The 14228-nt window shown below is 64.8% G+C and carries 14 protein-coding genes and 1 tRNA gene; 6 read left to right on the plus strand and 9 right to left on the minus strand.

The genetic code is table 11. From position 1 onward, the window contains the following. Nucleotides 1-78: 78 nt before the first annotated feature. Nucleotides 79-531, plus strand: coding sequence for a hypothetical protein (locus ASE69_RS03075; protein WP_056482573.1), 453 nt, complete (start codon nucleotides 79-81; stop codon nucleotides 529-531). Nucleotides 532-769: 238 nt separating this feature from the next. Here ASE69_RS03075 and clpX read toward each other — a convergent pair whose 3' ends face one another. The 5 genes from clpX to ASE69_RS03100 all read right to left on the minus strand — a co-directional run bounded on the left by clpX (nucleotide 770) and on the right by ASE69_RS03100 (nucleotide 6013). Further along, entirely contained in the window at nucleotides 770-2035 is a 1266-nt protein-coding gene (gene clpX / locus ASE69_RS03080; RefSeq protein WP_056048170.1) for an ATP-dependent Clp protease ATP-binding subunit ClpX, read from the minus strand. A 123-nt stretch (nucleotides 2036-2158) separates the two neighbouring features. Further along, complete coding sequence (locus ASE69_RS03085) at nucleotides 2159-2848, minus strand: ATP-dependent Clp protease proteolytic subunit (RefSeq protein ID WP_056482576.1); 690 nt, start codon at nucleotides 2846-2848, stop codon at nucleotides 2159-2161. 212 nt (nucleotides 2849-3060) lie between these two features. Further along, nucleotides 3061-3987: a glycosyltransferase family 2 protein gene (locus ASE69_RS03090; RefSeq protein ID WP_056482579.1), complete on the minus strand. Its 927-nt coding sequence runs from the start codon at nucleotides 3985-3987 to the stop codon at nucleotides 3061-3063. A 217-nt stretch (nucleotides 3988-4204) separates the two neighbouring features. Continuing rightward, nucleotides 4205-5860 (minus strand): trigger factor, encoded by a 1656-nt coding sequence (gene tig / locus ASE69_RS03095; RefSeq protein ID WP_056482582.1) that lies wholly within the window; start codon nucleotides 5858-5860, stop codon nucleotides 4205-4207. A 68-nt stretch (nucleotides 5861-5928) separates the two neighbouring features. Continuing rightward, nucleotides 5929-6013 (minus strand) — tRNA-Leu (locus ASE69_RS03100). A 109-nt stretch (nucleotides 6014-6122) separates the two neighbouring features. Here ASE69_RS03100 and ASE69_RS22485 point away from each other — a divergent pair. The 3 genes from ASE69_RS22485 to ASE69_RS03105 all read left to right on the plus strand — a co-directional run bounded on the left by ASE69_RS22485 (nucleotide 6123) and on the right by ASE69_RS03105 (nucleotide 7197). Then, entirely contained in the window at nucleotides 6123-6278 is a 156-nt protein-coding gene (locus ASE69_RS22485; protein ID WP_181321082.1) for a hypothetical protein, read from the plus strand. 85 nt (nucleotides 6279-6363) lie between these two features. Next, the gene (locus ASE69_RS23175) at nucleotides 6364-6498 is read left to right on the plus strand and encodes a hypothetical protein (RefSeq protein WP_268795468.1); all 135 of its coding nucleotides are present in this window, start codon (nucleotides 6364-6366) and stop codon (nucleotides 6496-6498) included. Between the two features lie 117 nt (nucleotides 6499-6615). Further along, complete coding sequence (locus tag ASE69_RS03105; protein WP_235517969.1) at nucleotides 6616-7197, plus strand: TIGR02281 family clan AA aspartic protease; 582 nt, start codon at nucleotides 6616-6618, stop codon at nucleotides 7195-7197. Nucleotides 7198-7511: 314 nt separating this feature from the next. On the opposite strand, the gene gatB is transcribed toward ASE69_RS03105, so the two are convergent. Genes gatB through gatC form a run of 3 tightly spaced genes read right to left on the minus strand, consistent with a single transcriptional unit; the run spans nucleotide 7512 to nucleotide 10781 of the window. Next, entirely contained in the window at nucleotides 7512-8993 is a 1482-nt protein-coding gene (gene gatB, locus ASE69_RS03110) for an Asp-tRNA(Asn)/Glu-tRNA(Gln) amidotransferase subunit GatB (protein WP_056482588.1), read from the minus strand. 1 nt (nucleotide 8994) lies between these two features. Beyond that, nucleotides 8995-10479 (minus strand): Asp-tRNA(Asn)/Glu-tRNA(Gln) amidotransferase subunit GatA, encoded by a 1485-nt coding sequence (gatA, locus tag ASE69_RS03115; protein ID WP_056482591.1) that lies wholly within the window; start codon nucleotides 10477-10479, stop codon nucleotides 8995-8997. Then, entirely contained in the window at nucleotides 10479-10781 is a 303-nt protein-coding gene (gene gatC / locus ASE69_RS03120) for an Asp-tRNA(Asn)/Glu-tRNA(Gln) amidotransferase subunit GatC (protein ID WP_056048145.1), read from the minus strand. The genes gatA and gatC overlap by 1 nt, the downstream gene beginning before the upstream one ends. 247 nt (nucleotides 10782-11028) lie before the next feature. On the opposite strand from gatC, the gene ASE69_RS03125 reads away from it, so the two are divergent. Beyond that, a complete protein-coding gene (locus ASE69_RS03125) occupies nucleotides 11029-12135 on the plus strand; it encodes a DUF3089 domain-containing protein (RefSeq protein WP_056482594.1) in 1107 nt (368 codons plus the stop codon). Continuing rightward, nucleotides 12132-12599, plus strand: a complete 468-nt coding sequence (gene ruvX / locus ASE69_RS03130) for a Holliday junction resolvase RuvX (RefSeq protein WP_056482597.1) — start codon at nucleotides 12132-12134, stop codon at nucleotides 12597-12599. The genes ASE69_RS03125 and ruvX overlap by 4 nt, the downstream gene beginning before the upstream one ends. Here ruvX and ASE69_RS03135 read toward each other — a convergent pair. Further along, nucleotides 12596-14134, minus strand: a complete 1539-nt coding sequence (locus ASE69_RS03135; RefSeq protein WP_082452783.1) for a hypothetical protein — start codon at nucleotides 14132-14134, stop codon at nucleotides 12596-12598. The genes ruvX and ASE69_RS03135 overlap by 4 nt on opposite strands. Nucleotides 14135-14228: the final 94 nt, after the last annotated feature.

Genomic DNA, 14228 nt, shown 5'->3' on the forward strand with positions numbered 1-14228 from the left:
GACAACGAATGCGTGAAGGCCGATAAGGGTCCGAGTCGGGGCGATTGCGGGGCGGTCAGGATCGGGTAGGTTGCGGCGATGCTGTCCGCCGATCTTTGCCAGACTCTCGTCATGACCGCCGATGCGATGCGGGATGCTCGATACCCGTGGTGGGTCATTTCCAGCGCTGCGGTCGCGCTGCACGGGGTGACGCCGGTCGAGGTCGGCGATGTCGATGTGCTCATGAGCGTGGCAGATGCCCAGCGGGCGATGGACCGGCTCGGGGTCGTGCCCATCGAAGACGGTGCAAGCGCGCTCTTCCGGTCGATGCTGTTCGGGCGGTGGGAGACGCCGCCTTTGGTCGTCGAGATCATGGCGGGGTTTCATGTTGCGACAAGCGCGGGTTGGGCGGAGGTACTGCCTCGGACGCGCGTGCCGATCTTTGTGGATGAGCGCGTTGTTTATGTGCCTGACCGAGCGGAACTGGCCGAGATGCTCAGGCTGTTCGGACGTCCCAAGGATTTGGAGCGGGTTCGGCTTTTGACCTTGTAGTTCTGTCCTTACTTCCTCAAGGCGACGGGTGAGACAAGGCAACACGGTTTGGTGGTACGCCCCCTCCCGTCATCCTGACGAAAGTCAGGATCCAGGGTAACTAGCGCGAGCCTTAATGGCTCTGGATCCTGACTTTCGTCAGGATGACGGACCAGGGTCTCTGGGGCGCGTATGCCCCAAACGAAAAAGGGGCGCCGATCGCTCGACGCCCTCTCCCGTATCTCAAACCAGTCCCGCTTTAAGCAGCGTCGCCGGTCTTCTTCTTCTCGGCATAGACGCGGATCGGTTCCTTGCGGCCTTCGATCACGTCCTTGTCGATCATCACCTCGTCGACGCCGTCCATGCCGGGCAGGTCGAACATCGTGTCGAGCAGGATGCTCTCCAGGATCGAGCGAAGCCCGCGGGCGCCGGTCTTGCGTTCGATGCCCTTCTTGGCGACCGAGACCAGTGCGTCGTCGGTGAAGCCGAGCGCGACGTCCTCCATCTCGAACAGCTTCTGGTACTGCTTGACCAGCGCGTTCTTCGGCTCCTTCAGGATCTTCACCAGCGCGTCGACATCGAGATCCTCGAGCGTCGCGATGACCGGCAGGCGGCCGACGAACTCGGGGATAAGCCCGAACTTCAGGAGATCTTCGGGCTCGACCGACTTCAGCGTCTCGCCCGTCTTGCGCTCGTCCGGCCCGGCGACATACGCGCCGAAACCGATCGACTTGCCCTGGAGACGATCGCCGATGATCTTCTCGAGACCCGAGAACGCGCCGCCGCAGATGAACAGGATGTTGGTCGTATCCACCTGCAGGAATTCCTGCTGCGGATGTTTCCGGCCACCCTGCGGAGGAACCGACGCCGTCGTCCCTTCCATCAGCTTGAGCAACGCCTGCTGCACGCCTTCGCCCGACACGTCGCGCGTGATCGAGGGGTTCTCCGCCTTGCGCGAGATCTTGTCGATCTCGTCGATATAGACGATCCCGCGCTGCGCCCGCTCGACGTTGTAGTCCGACGCCTGAAGCAGCTTGAGGATGATATTCTCGACATCCTCGCCGACGTAACCCGCTTCGGTCAGCGTCGTCGCATCGGCCATCGTGAACGGCACGTCGAGGATGCGGGCGAGCGTCTGCGCGAGCAAAGTCTTGCCGCAACCGGTCGGGCCGACGAGCAGAATGTTCGACTTGGACAGCTCGACATCGGCACCCTTGGCGCCGTGGTTGAGCCGCTTGTAGTGATTGTGCACCGCCACCGACAGCACGCGCTTGGCGCGCTTCTGGCCGATCACGTAATCATCGAGGACGTCGCAGATCTCCTGCGGAGTCGGCACGCCGCCGTCCTTCTTGGACACCAGCGCAGACTTCGTCTCCTCACGGATGATGTCGTTGCATAGCTCGACGCACTCGTCGCAGATGAAGACCGTCGGCCCGGCGATCAACTTGCGGACCTCGTGCTGCGACTTCCCGCAGAACGAGCAATAGAGGGTGCTCTTCGAGTCGCCACCGCTCAGCTTCGTCATTCAATCACCTCTCGCGCATGTCGGTGCACGTGCCGTTTCCGGGGCCGCTACCGTAACGCACCCCGGAGTTCCTACAATCAAATAAACCGGCGGGGTTTACGATTCGCCCCATGCCAGTGTCGCTTAGGCGGGTTTCGCACCATCCTCGGATACCGCCGGACGCTTGTCGAACACCTCGTCGATCAGCCCGAAATCCTTCGCCTCGTTCGCTTCGAGGAACGTATCGCGGTCCATCCGGCGCTCGATCTCTTCGATCGGCTGGCCGGTATACTGCGAATACAGTTCGTTCATGCGCTTGCGGATGCGCAGGATCTCGCGGGCCTGGATCTCGATGTCGCTGGCCATGCCCTGTGCACCACCCGATGGCTGATGGATCATGATGCGTGCGTTGGTCATCGCAACGCGCATGCCGGGCTCGCCACTCGCGAGCAGGAAGCTGCCCATCGACGCGGCCTGGCCGATGCACACCGTGCCGACGCGCGGACGGATGTACCGCATCGTGTCGTGGATCGCCATGCCCGCCGTGACGACGCCGCCCGGCGAGTTGATGTACATGAAGATGTCCTTCTTCGGGTTCTCGGACTCGAGGAAGAGCAACTGCGCGGTGATCAGCGACGCCATGCCGTCCTCGACGCCACCGGTCACGAAGATGATGCGCTCGCGGAGCAGGCGCGAGAAGATGTCGAACGAACGCTCGCCGCGGTTCGACTGCTCGATGACGATGGGAACCAGGCCTGCTTGCGTCTGCGGCAGGCCGAGCCCGGCGCTGGCCAACGGGCTCGCGAAATCGCCGGTCTCGAACGGATTGTGCATGGAAATCTCTCTTATGCCCCAGTGAACCGCTAACATCGGCGGTCCGAGAGGGGAGTTCAAGCCCTCCTTAACCCTCGCCCCTCCGGGGAGAGGGAGGGGCCCGCCCGTACTTGCGGGTGGGAGGGTGAGGGGCGGTTGGGATCCGCCAACCGCCCCTCACCCTCCCGTCGCCAAGTGGCTCCTCCTTCCCTCTCCCCGGAGGGGCGAGGGAGTCAGATGCCTGGGGCGGGGTAGGCCAGGTACGCCAGGCGGCGGACTTCTCGGCGGCCTCTTACGACCGTGTCCAGGATCAGGCCGGTGAAGACGTTGAGCGCGGCGAATATGCCGAGGCCGGTGATCAGGATCGCAGTCGGGAAGCGGGGGACCTGGTGGATCTCGATGTAGGTGAGTACCAGTGGGATGCCGAGGATCAGCGCGAGCAGGCCGAACACGCTGCCGATCGCGCCGAAGAACCACAGCGGCCGCTCGATCCGGTACAGCGTCATGATCGTGCGGAGGATGCGCCAGCCGTCGCCGTAGGTGCTGAGCTTCGATTCGGAGCCTTCGGGACGCGCGTAATAGGGCGTCTCGACCTCACCGATCGGCATCTTCAATTCGAGCGCGTGGACGCTGATCTCGGTCTCGATCTCGAACCCGGCGGACAGCGACGGGAAGCTTTTCACGAACCGGCGCGAGAACACGCGGTAGCCCGAGAGGATGTCGGTGAAGCTCCGGCCGAACAGGCGGGCGAGCATGCCAGTGAGCAGCGCGTTGCCGAAGCGGTGCCCGCGGCGATAGCTTTCCTGGACCTGGCTGATGCGCGAGCCGACGACCATGTCGAGTTGCTCCTCGAGGACGCGAACGACCAAATTCGGGGCAGAGGCGGCGTCATAGGTCGCGTCGCCGTCGGCCATGACGTAGATGTCCGCATCGATATCGGCGAACATGCGGCGGACGACCGCGCCCTTGCCCTGGATGCGCTCGGTTCGGACGACGGCTCCAGCGGCGCGTGCGACCTCGATCGTGCGGTCGGCGCTGTTGTTGTCGTAGACGTAGATCGTGGCGCCCGGCAGCGCATCGCGGAACCCGGCGATCGTCTGCGCGATCGCGGCTTCCTCGTTGTAGCAGGGGAGCAGGACGGCGATTCTCGGTTCGGTCATGGCCTGCCCTGCCCAGCGAAGTTTAAAACGGTATTATCGGCCACCGAACCACCCTGAAAACGCACTTCCCCGGCGGAGGCCGGGGCCCAATTGGGAAAGGTCCATAACGAAGCATCGCGCATCGTTACAGCTACCTTTCCAATTGGACCCCGGCCTCCGCCGGGGAGGTGACCCGGTGGGCTAGAGCGCCTCAATTACTGAGGCGCTCGAACGTAAGTTACCCCTCGGTCTTGGTCGGAGCCTTCTTCGCGCGCGGCTTCTTCGCCGGTGCGTCTGCGGCTTCGGCGCCCTCTGCGTTCTCGGCAGCAACCGGCGACGACTCCGTCACGGCGGTCTCCGCTTCGACAGGAGCCGCCTTCTTCTTAGCAGGCGCCTTCTTCGCAGGCTTGGCCTCTTCCGTCGCGTCCGAAGCAGCTGCCTCGTCCGTCACGGCGTCATCCGAAGCAGCCTCGTCCGAAGCTGGCTTGGCCTTCTTGGCAGCGGCCTTCTTCTTCGGCTTGTGGTTGTCGTGATCATGCGTGTGGGTGCCGCTGGCGAACCCGTCCTCGCTCTCGATCGCGGCCTCAAGCTCCTCGCGCGTGGCTTCACGGTCAGTGATCTCGGCCTTCTCGAACAGGAAGTCGACGACTTTGTCCTCATACAGCGGCGCGCGCAGCTGGGCAGCTGCCATCGGCTCCTGCTGGACGTACTGCATGAACTGCTGGCGCTGTTCGGCAGGATACTGCTGCGCGGCCTGTGCGAGCAGACGCTGCATCTCCTGGTTCGAAACCTCGACGCCGTTCGCCTGACCGATCTCGGACAGGAGCAGGCCAAGGCGCACGCGACGCTCGGCGATCTTGCGGTAATCGTCGCGCTCGCCTTCCATCTCGGCCATCGCGGCCTCGGGATCGGCTTCGTGCGTGGCTTCATGCTGGAGCTGCGACCAGATCTGGTTGAACTCGGCTTCAACCATCGACGGCGGCACTTCGAAGTCATGACCCTCGGCGAGCTGGTCGAGCAGCTTGCGCTTCATGTGCGTGCGCGTGAGACCGTTATGCTCCTGCTCGATCTGACCCTTCAACAGCCCCGTGAGCTGCTCGAGGCTCTCGAGACCCAGCGACTTCGCCAGATCCTCGTCGATCTTGCTCTCGCCCGCGGTCTTCACCGACTTGACGGTGATGTCGAACGTCGCCGGCTGGCCCGCGAGCGACTTCTCCTGATACTCTTCGGGGAAGGTCACGTTCAGGACCTTGTCGTCGCCGGTCTTCACGCCGACGAGCTGATCCTCGAAGCCGGGGATCAGACGGCCCGAACCAAGCTCGACGCCCATGTCGGTGCCCGTGCCGCCCTCGAACGCGACGCCGTCGGCGGTCTTGCCGGCGAAATCGACGGTAACGAGATCGCCCATCGCCGCGACGTAATCGTCGGCCGCGTCATCCCACTTCTTCTGCTGGTCGGCAAACTTCTGGAGCTGCTCGGTGACCGCGTCGTCCGCGACGGGCACGGTCAGGCGCTCGAGCTTGATGCCGTCGATCGCGGGTGCGGGGACCTGCGGAAGGACCTCCATCTCGACCTTGACCACGGCGTCCTTGCCGAGGTCATAGCCGTCTTCCAGCTCGACCGAAGGCTGCATCGCGGGGCGAAGCTGCTTCTCGGCGACGAGCGTCTGGACGCTCTCCTGGATCGCCGCGTTCAGCGCGTCCTGCGTCAGCGCCGGACCGTGCATCTTGCGGATGAGGTTCGCCGGCACCTTGCCCGGACGGAAGCCCGGCATCTTCATCTGCGGCGCGAGGCGCTTCAGCTCGACATCGACCTTGGCATCGATATCCTTCGCGGTGATGGTGAGCGTAAAGGCGCGCTTGAGGCCCTCGTTCAACGTCTCGACAGTCTGCATGTCCGGCCTTTGTCTAAAAGAGCATTCAGGATAATTCTTCGGGCGGTCGCCTCGCCTGCGCGGCGGGCTGGTGCGGGCGAAGGGACTCGAACCCCCACATCTTGCGATACTTGGACCTAAACCAAGCGCGTCTACCAGTTCCGCCACGCCCGCACAGGACATCGCCGTAGCGGGCGCGTCTATACCAACGTTGCATGCGGGGGCAAGCAGATAGGCAACTCCCAATGATTACAGGCGTTGAACATTTAGAAGGAGAGACATCATGGCTACCCAACCCCCGGCAGAATTCCCGACCCCGACGTCGCCCGTCGAGCCGACGGCGCCGCCGCCCGAGTTCAATCCGCCCGCGCCGGACATCGACGTCCCTGCCCCCGGAACGCCGTCGAGCGATCCCGCACCCGTCCAGCCGGAGTTTTGAACGTGAATGATCCGCATTCCGGCACGAACCCCGAAACGCTCCCCAGGATCGTGACGAGGATACTCGCAGCGATATCGAACAGGCGGTGGATTCGCGCTCCGACGCGGTCGAGCGCGGCGAAGGCGGCGACGAGCCTGAGACGTTCACGGATACCGGCCTGCCCGATGGCGTCGGCGGCACCGGCGGCGTCGTGAAGAACCAGGACAACGACGCGCAGTAAGCTGGCGTCAGCAACCATACAGGCGGGGGTGGCTATCTATACGATACCATCCCCACCAATCAGGACCCGATAATCTCTACGATTCCCACCTTTGCCGAGCACGAGAGCCTGTATATCGTGCTCGGGATTGCCGTATTGCTGCTGATCCTGGCTCAGCGCATCCCGATCATTCGCACGCTCGTCAATCTGGCGATGACGCTTGTCCTTGTCGGACTGCTGTTCGTCGCGATCGACCAGCGGCGTCAGTTCGATCCCTATGTCGGCAAGATCGCGCGGTTCTTGAAGATCGAGGACCAACAGGTGGTCGGCGGCGAGGTGCGTATCCGGATGTCGCCGGATGGGCATTTCTGGGCACGTGCTACGATCGACGGGGTAAGCCAGCGGCTGCTGATCGATAGCGGCGCGACGATTACCGCTATTTCGGAGAAGACGGCGGAGGCTGCGGGAATTGAGGCCCGGGTTGGCGTGGTGCCGATCGTGTTGCAGACTGCCAATGGGTCTATCGCGGCGAAGACAGGGACGGTTGCCTCGCTACGGCTCGGCGCGATCGTCGCGCGGGATTTGCAGGTGGTGGTATCGCCAGCGTTTGGCGCGACCAACGTGCTGGGGATGAACTTCCTGTCGCGCCTCGCGTCGTGGCGGGTGGAGGAGAACACGCTGATCCTCGTGCCGCATCATCCGCAGAAGGTGGACGGGTAACGCTCCTCCGTACACAGGTGCTCCCCGACTCCACCCAACTACTCCCACCCCGGCGGAGGCCGGGGCCCAGTTGGAAAGGCCGCAGTAACGAAGCGCCGCGCTCAGTCAGCAACGTTCCCCAACTGGGCCCCGGCCTTTGCCGGGGTGGTGCCTGTCGAGAGCGGGCGAACTACACTTCTGCTAGTTCCCTCGCGAACGCGGGGGCCCAGGAATCAAGCAGCGCCGCGTTTCGTTACCCTGGACTCCCGCCTTTGCGGGAGAACGGACATGGGCGGGAAACCGGTAGGTGCGGGAAAGAGAGAAAGTCGATAGCTTTACGAAGCCACCGACTTCCCAAGCATCCCCTTCAAAACCTCGTTTACGACAGCAGGGTTAGCCTTCCCCCCCATCGCCTTCATCGTCTGGCCCACAAAGAACCCGAACAGCTTGTCCTTACCGCCCCGGTAATCCGCAACCTTGTCAGCGTTCGCCGCCATCACGTCGGCGATCACAGCCTCGATAGCCCCGGTATCGCTGGTCTGCTTCAACCCGCGATCCTCGACCACCTTCGCCGCGCCGTCGCCGGTCTCGAGCATCACCTCGAACACCTGCTTGGCAAGACTCCCCGACAACGTGCCGTCCGCGATGAGCCCCAGCAACTCAGCCGCCTGCGCCGGCGACACCGGCGAATTCTCGATATCCTTGCCAGTCCGGTTCAGCGCACCGAACAGCTCCGACGTCGTCCAGTTCGCAGCCGCCGCCGGCTTCACGCCCGCGTCGAGCAACGCATCGAACCACCGCGCCGCCTCGACCTCGGCGGTCAGCACCGTCGCCTGATACGCGGTGATCCCGAGCGCCTCGTACCGCGCGCGCTTGGCATCCGGCAGTTCCGGCAACGAAGCACGACACTCGGCGAGGAACGCATCGTCGAGCACCAGCGGCAACAGGTCCGGATCGGGGAAGTAGCGGTAATCATGCGCGTCTTCCTTCGACCGCATCGAGCGCGTCTCGTTGCGATCGGGATCGTAGAGCCGCGTTTCCTGCTGGATCTTGCCACCGGCCTCCAGCACCTCGACCTGACGCTTGGCCTCCTGCTCGACCACCGCCATCACGAAGCGCACCGAATTGACGTTCTTCGTTTCGGTCCGCGTGCCGAGCTCGTCGCCGGGCTTGCGCACGCTGACGTTGACGTCGGCGCGCATCGAGCCCTCTTCCATATTGCCGTCGCACGATCCGACATAGCGCAGGATCGATCGCAACTTCCGCAGGTAAGCCCCTGTTTCCGCTGGCGATGCCAAGTCGGGCTTCGATACGATCTCCATCAGAGCAACGCCCGACCGGTTGAGATCGACGTACGACTGCGTTGGATGCTGGTCGTGCATCAGCTTGCCCGCATCCTGCTCGACATGGATTCGCTCGACGCCGATCCGCTTGCCCGCAGCATCGGGGTTCTTCTCGTCGAGGCTGATGTCGATCGCGCCTTCACCGACGATCGGATGATAGAGCTGGCTGATCTGATAGCCCTGAGGCAGATCGGCGTAGAAGTAATTCTTCCGGTCGAACCGCGACCATTTGTTGATCTGCGCCTCGATCGCCATGCCGGTGCGGACCGCCTGGCGGATGCACTCGCGGTTCGGCACCGGCAGCATGCCCGGCATCGCAGCATCGACCAGCGACACCTGCGTATTGGGCTCTGCGCCGAACGCGGTTGCCGCACCCGAGAAGAGTTTGGCGTTCGACGTCACCTGCGCGTGCACTTCGAGGCCGACCACGACCTCCCACTCGCCGGTTTCGCCCTGGATACGATAATCGCTCATGTTACCACCAAGCCTCTGGTCGCGCGGTAAATCCTGCTCGCTGTTCGATCGCGAGCCCTGCGTTCAGCACGCCTTGCTCGTCGAGCGGCTTGCCGATGATCTGCAGCCCGAGCGGCAGGCCCTGCTTGTCGAGACCACCCGGCACCGACATCGCCGGCAACCCGGCGAGCGACGACGGCACGGTAAAGACGTCGTTCAAATACATCGCGATCGGATCGGCCGACTTCTCGCCGAGCGCGAAAGCCGCCGACGGTGCGGTCGGCGTCAGCAGGACGTCGCACGTCTCCCAAGCCCGCTCGAAATCGCGCGCGATCAGCGTCCGGACCTTCTGCGCCTGCGTGTAATACGCGTCGTAGAAGCCGGCCGAGAGGACGTACGTGCCGATCATGATGCGGCGCTTGACCTCGGGGCCGAAGCCGTCGGCGCGGGTCGCTGCGTACATGTCCTGCAGGCCGGCACCGGTCGGCAGGTCGCGGATCCCGTAGCGGACGCCGTCATAGCGCGCGAGGTTCGACGAGGCTTCGGCGGGCGCGATGATGTAATAGGCGGGGAGTGCGTATTTGGTGTGCGGGAGCGAGACCTCGACGATCGTCGCGCCGGCATCCTTCAGCCAGTCGATGCCCTGCTGCCAGAGCGCCTCGATCTCCTCGGGCATCCCGTCGACGCGATATTCCTTGGGAATACCGACGCGCAGACCGTTGAGATTGCCGGACAAACCCGCTTCCCACTTCGGCACTTCGAGCTGCAACGAGGTGCCGTCCTTGGCGTCGAACCCGGCCATCGCCTCGAGCAGGATCGCGCAGTCGCGGACGTCGCGTGCCATCGGTCCGGCCTGGTCGAGCGACGAAGCGAACGCGATCGTCCCCCAGCGCGAGCAGCGGCCATAGGTCGGCTTGATGCCGCTGATGCCGGTGAAGGCGGCGGGCTGGCGGATCGAGCCGCCGGTGTCGGTGCCGGTCGCGCCGGGGCAGAGCCGTGCGGCGACTGCCGACGACGAACCGCCCGACGAGCCGCCGGGGGCGAGCGAGGCGTTACCGCCGTCGTTGCGCTTCCAAGGCGAGATCACGTTGCCGAACGCGGAGGTCTCGTTCGACGAGCCCATCGCGAACTGGTCCATGTTCAGCTTGCCGAGCATCCCGGCGCCCGCGTCCCACAAATTCTGCGAGACGGTCGATTCGTAGGTCGGCGTGAAGCCTTCGAGGATGTGGCTCGCCGCGGTCGTCGTGACGCCCTTGGTGCAGAACAGGTCCTTCATGCCGATTGGCACGCCCGCCAGAGGCTTGAGCGTCTCGCCGGCTTCGCGCGCGGTATCGGCAGCATTCGCGGCGGCGATCGCGTGCTCAGGAGTTTCGACTAGAAACGCGTTCAACGCCTTGGCCTGGCTCACCTTTACGATGAACGCATCGGCGACTTCGCGCGCCTTGAAGCTGCCGTCGCGGACGCCGTCGCGGATGCCTGCGATCCCGAGATCTGTAAGGTCGGTCATTATTCGATCACCTTCGGCACGGCGAAGAACCCGTGTTCGGCCACGGGTGCATTGGCGAGGACCTGCTCGCGGATGCCGCCGCCGGTCAGCGGGTCGGCGTTGACGACGTCGTCGCGCAGCCGCAGCGTGTTGGGGATGACGGCGGTCATCGGCTCGATACCGGTCGTATCGACCTCTTCGAGCATCTCGATCCAGCCAAGGATGTTTCCGAGTTCCGGCGCCATGCGGGCGGCGTCCTCGTCGGTGATCGCGATGCGCGCAAGGCTCGCGATCCGCTTCACGGTTGCAGTATCTACGGACATGCCGTGCGGCTAGCACCGGGCGCGGCGGGGGCGCAACACCCTTCTAGCGCAGCATCCTCTTCTGGTTCCCCCGCGGAGGCGGGGGCCTAGGATTACAAACGATACCGCCCGAGATCCTGGGCCCCCGCCTCCGCGGGGGAACGAGGGATTTCCGCGCCGCCGCCAGTTTCCCCAATAAGAACGCACCGATTGCAACCTTCCCCCGCATACGGCACGGGAGCGGGACCGCCTGCACGGAAGGTCCCGCTTGGCCCGCAAGTTTCTCTATTTCGTCGCCGCGATGATCGTCCTCGCGATCGCCGCCCTGCTCGCCTACCGCCTGTTCGGCACGCAGTTGATGCGCGCAGTGATGGTGCCGAGCGAGACTTTCCAGGCGCAACGCGAAGCCCCGCACAACATCTATGCGCGGAAAATCATGTGGCTCGCCCGCCCCGACGCGCCCGGCAACCCAGCGCTCTGGACGCCCCCCGGCTACACCGCCGGCAGGCCCGGCACGGGCGCGGCGATCTTCTTCATTCACCCGACCTCGTACATCAACCGCGACCATTGGAACGCACCGATCGACGATCCCGAGACCAACGCGCGGGCGGAGTTGTTCCTGCGCGGCCAGGCGAGCGCGTTCAACGAGGCCGGCGACATCTGGGCGCCACGCTACCGTCAGGCGACGTTCGGCGCGTTCCTGACCAGCGTTGCGGACAGCGAACGCGCACTGGCATTGGCTTACGGGGATGTTTCTGCGGCGTTCGACCGGTTCCTCAAGGAAGCCGGCCCGACCCGTCCGATCATCCTTGCCGGGCATAGCCAGGGCGCATTGCACCTCACTCGCCTGCTCCGCGACCGCGTTGCGAACGACCCGAAGCTGAAGGCGCGGATCGTTGCGGCGTATGTCGTCGGCTGGCCCGTCTCACGCGCGACCGATCTTCCGAAGATGGGCCTCGCCGAATGCCGCACTGCCGATCAGACCGGCTGTATCCTGTCGTGGGAAAGCTTTGCCGAACCTGCCGATCCGTCGCTGATCGTCGATGCCTATGACCAGACCACCGGCTTCAACGGCCAGCCGCGGAAAGCCACGCCGATGGTATGCACCAACCCGCTGACCGGCACCGCCGACGCGACCGCGCCCGCGACCGCCAACCTCGGCACGCTCGTCCCGTCCGCGGACCTCAAGACCGCGACGATGGCGATCGGCAGCGTACCCGCACGCTGTGCCGACCGCGGCTTCCTGCTGATCGGCGAGAGCCCGAACCTCGGACCGTACGTGCTGCCCGGCAACAACTATCACGTCTACGACTACAGCCTGTTCTGGGCGAACGTCCGCGCCGACGCCAACCGCAGACTGGCGGCCTTCAAATGATTACGCTCTCCGCCGCCCTTTTCCGCGACTCACTCCCGAACGGCGGCCGGCTGATCGGTCTCGACGTCGGCACCAAGACGATCGGCACCGCGCTCTGCGATGCGGGCTGGAGCTTCGCGAGTCCCGCGCTCCTGATCCGCCGCACCAAGTTCCAGAAGGACAAGGCCGCGCTCGCCGAGATCATCAAGGCGCAGGCGGTCGTCGGGCTCGTCATCGGCCTGCCGATCAACCTCGACGGCAGCGAAAGCCCGCGGTCGCAGTCGACGCGGGCGTTCGCGCAGAACCTCAAGGACATGGGCCTCCCGATCCTGCTCCAGGACGAGCGCTGGTCGACCGTCGCGGTCACCCGCACGCTGATCGAACAGGACGCCAGCCGTGCCAAACGCGCCGAACTCGTCGACAAGATGGCCGCCGCCTACATTCTCCAGGGTGCGATCGACGCGCTGGTGACGGCGCAGATCTAGCGCGCGACCCGGTATAGGGTGGACTGGCCATCGGTCCAGATGACGCGCAGGTCGGCGGCCTTTGCAGCCCCTGGCGGGAAGCCGATCGTCCAGACGTGTGTGAACGCGGCGCGGGGAAACCGTGCGATCGCCTTGGCGAAGTTGGAGCCGACGGTCGAACAGATCGACGGAAAGACGCTCTGGGTCGGGTCCCCGGTATAGGGTGCGGCGATCGCGTAGCGGATGTGCAGCGATTGCTGTCCTTCGATCGCCCATTGGTCGTTGGTAAATACGTCGCGTCGGACGATCGCGAGGGCTGGAAGGTGATTGCGCCGCGCGTCGTCCCACGCGCCTCCACATGGCAACTCGACTAACGAGAGTACCGCAGCGCCGTGCGGGATGGCTGCAACGGCCGCGAGTTCGCGTTGTTGATCGCTGGAGCGTTCGACAAAGCTCAGCGTCGTGCCTGCCAAGCGCAGGACCAGGAATGCAGTGGCCATCACGGCCAGCGTGCGTGCCATTCGCGAATCTCGCGGCGCAATCGCGATCAATCCCAGCATCACCGCGGCGGGAGCCATCCGCATGTCGACATAGGCGCCCCCCATCAGCAATCGTGGGAGGACGACGAACGCTGCGAGGCACAACAGCGCGGGTATGCCCAGCAGCGGCGAGAACCCGAGGCGAGCGCTCCGCATTCCCGCATACAGCATGGCGATCAACGGCAGCAGCGAGAGAAGATCGAACCATGGCCAGTGATCGCGGAACAGCGAAACGAGCCATACCAGCTTCACCGGTGCGTCGAACCAGCCCTCGCCACCGAGCCCGCCCGCTGCCGCGCCCGTCCCGGCCCCGATAGACGCCAGCATGACGAGGAGCGGGACCGTCATCGACAGACACTGGATCGCCGCGCCGACGAGCGCCGCCGGCCAGCCACGGCCTGCCGTGCGGAGCCGCGCGATGTCGGCGCCTGCTGCCATCAGCCCCAGAAGCCCCCAGCCGAAGCTGTGCGAAATCCATATCACGCATGCGATGGGTACGAAGAGCAGCGCGCGTACGATCAGGCGATCCTGTCGCCCTAGCCGGATCCACAGTGCCAGTGCGCAGAACGCCAGCGCCTGAGACAGCGCGAAATTGACGAAGCCGAACTGGAACGGCCAGGCATAGGCGAGCGGCAACGCGAACATCGCGGTCGGCGGTATTCGCCCATGCGCCTCGCGCGCGGCCCACAACAGTCCGGTGGCGGTCAGCATCGGGATCGCGATCACCGCCAGCTTGGTCGCGACCTCGAACGGGAACAGGTGCGACAGCGCTGGTACGAGCAGGTCCATGCCCAGGTTGGGGATGAGCGCCCAGTGATATGCGTAATAACGCTGCAGATCGGGGGAAGTCGGCAGCGCCATGGCGATATGCCAGCGCCCCATATGGCCGGGCAGATCGCCGAGCGGGGGCAGCGCCGGCCATAGCAACGGCACCGCTGACGCCAGGACGAGTGCCAGCGCGAACCACCGCGTTTCCCACCATCGCCCCATCGCCCGTACCGCTGCGTCCTGCATCATTTTCCCCGTTCGCCATCGCCATCCCATGCCCGCGCTAAAATGCAGTTAACCATGCGGTTGTGGCGAGGCGTCGCGACGCTTGCTCCCTGCCCCC

The sequence above is a fragment of the Sphingomonas sp. Leaf208 genome (assembly GCF_001421415.1).
Classification (GTDB): Bacteria; Pseudomonadota; Alphaproteobacteria; order Sphingomonadales; family Sphingomonadaceae; genus Sphingomonas.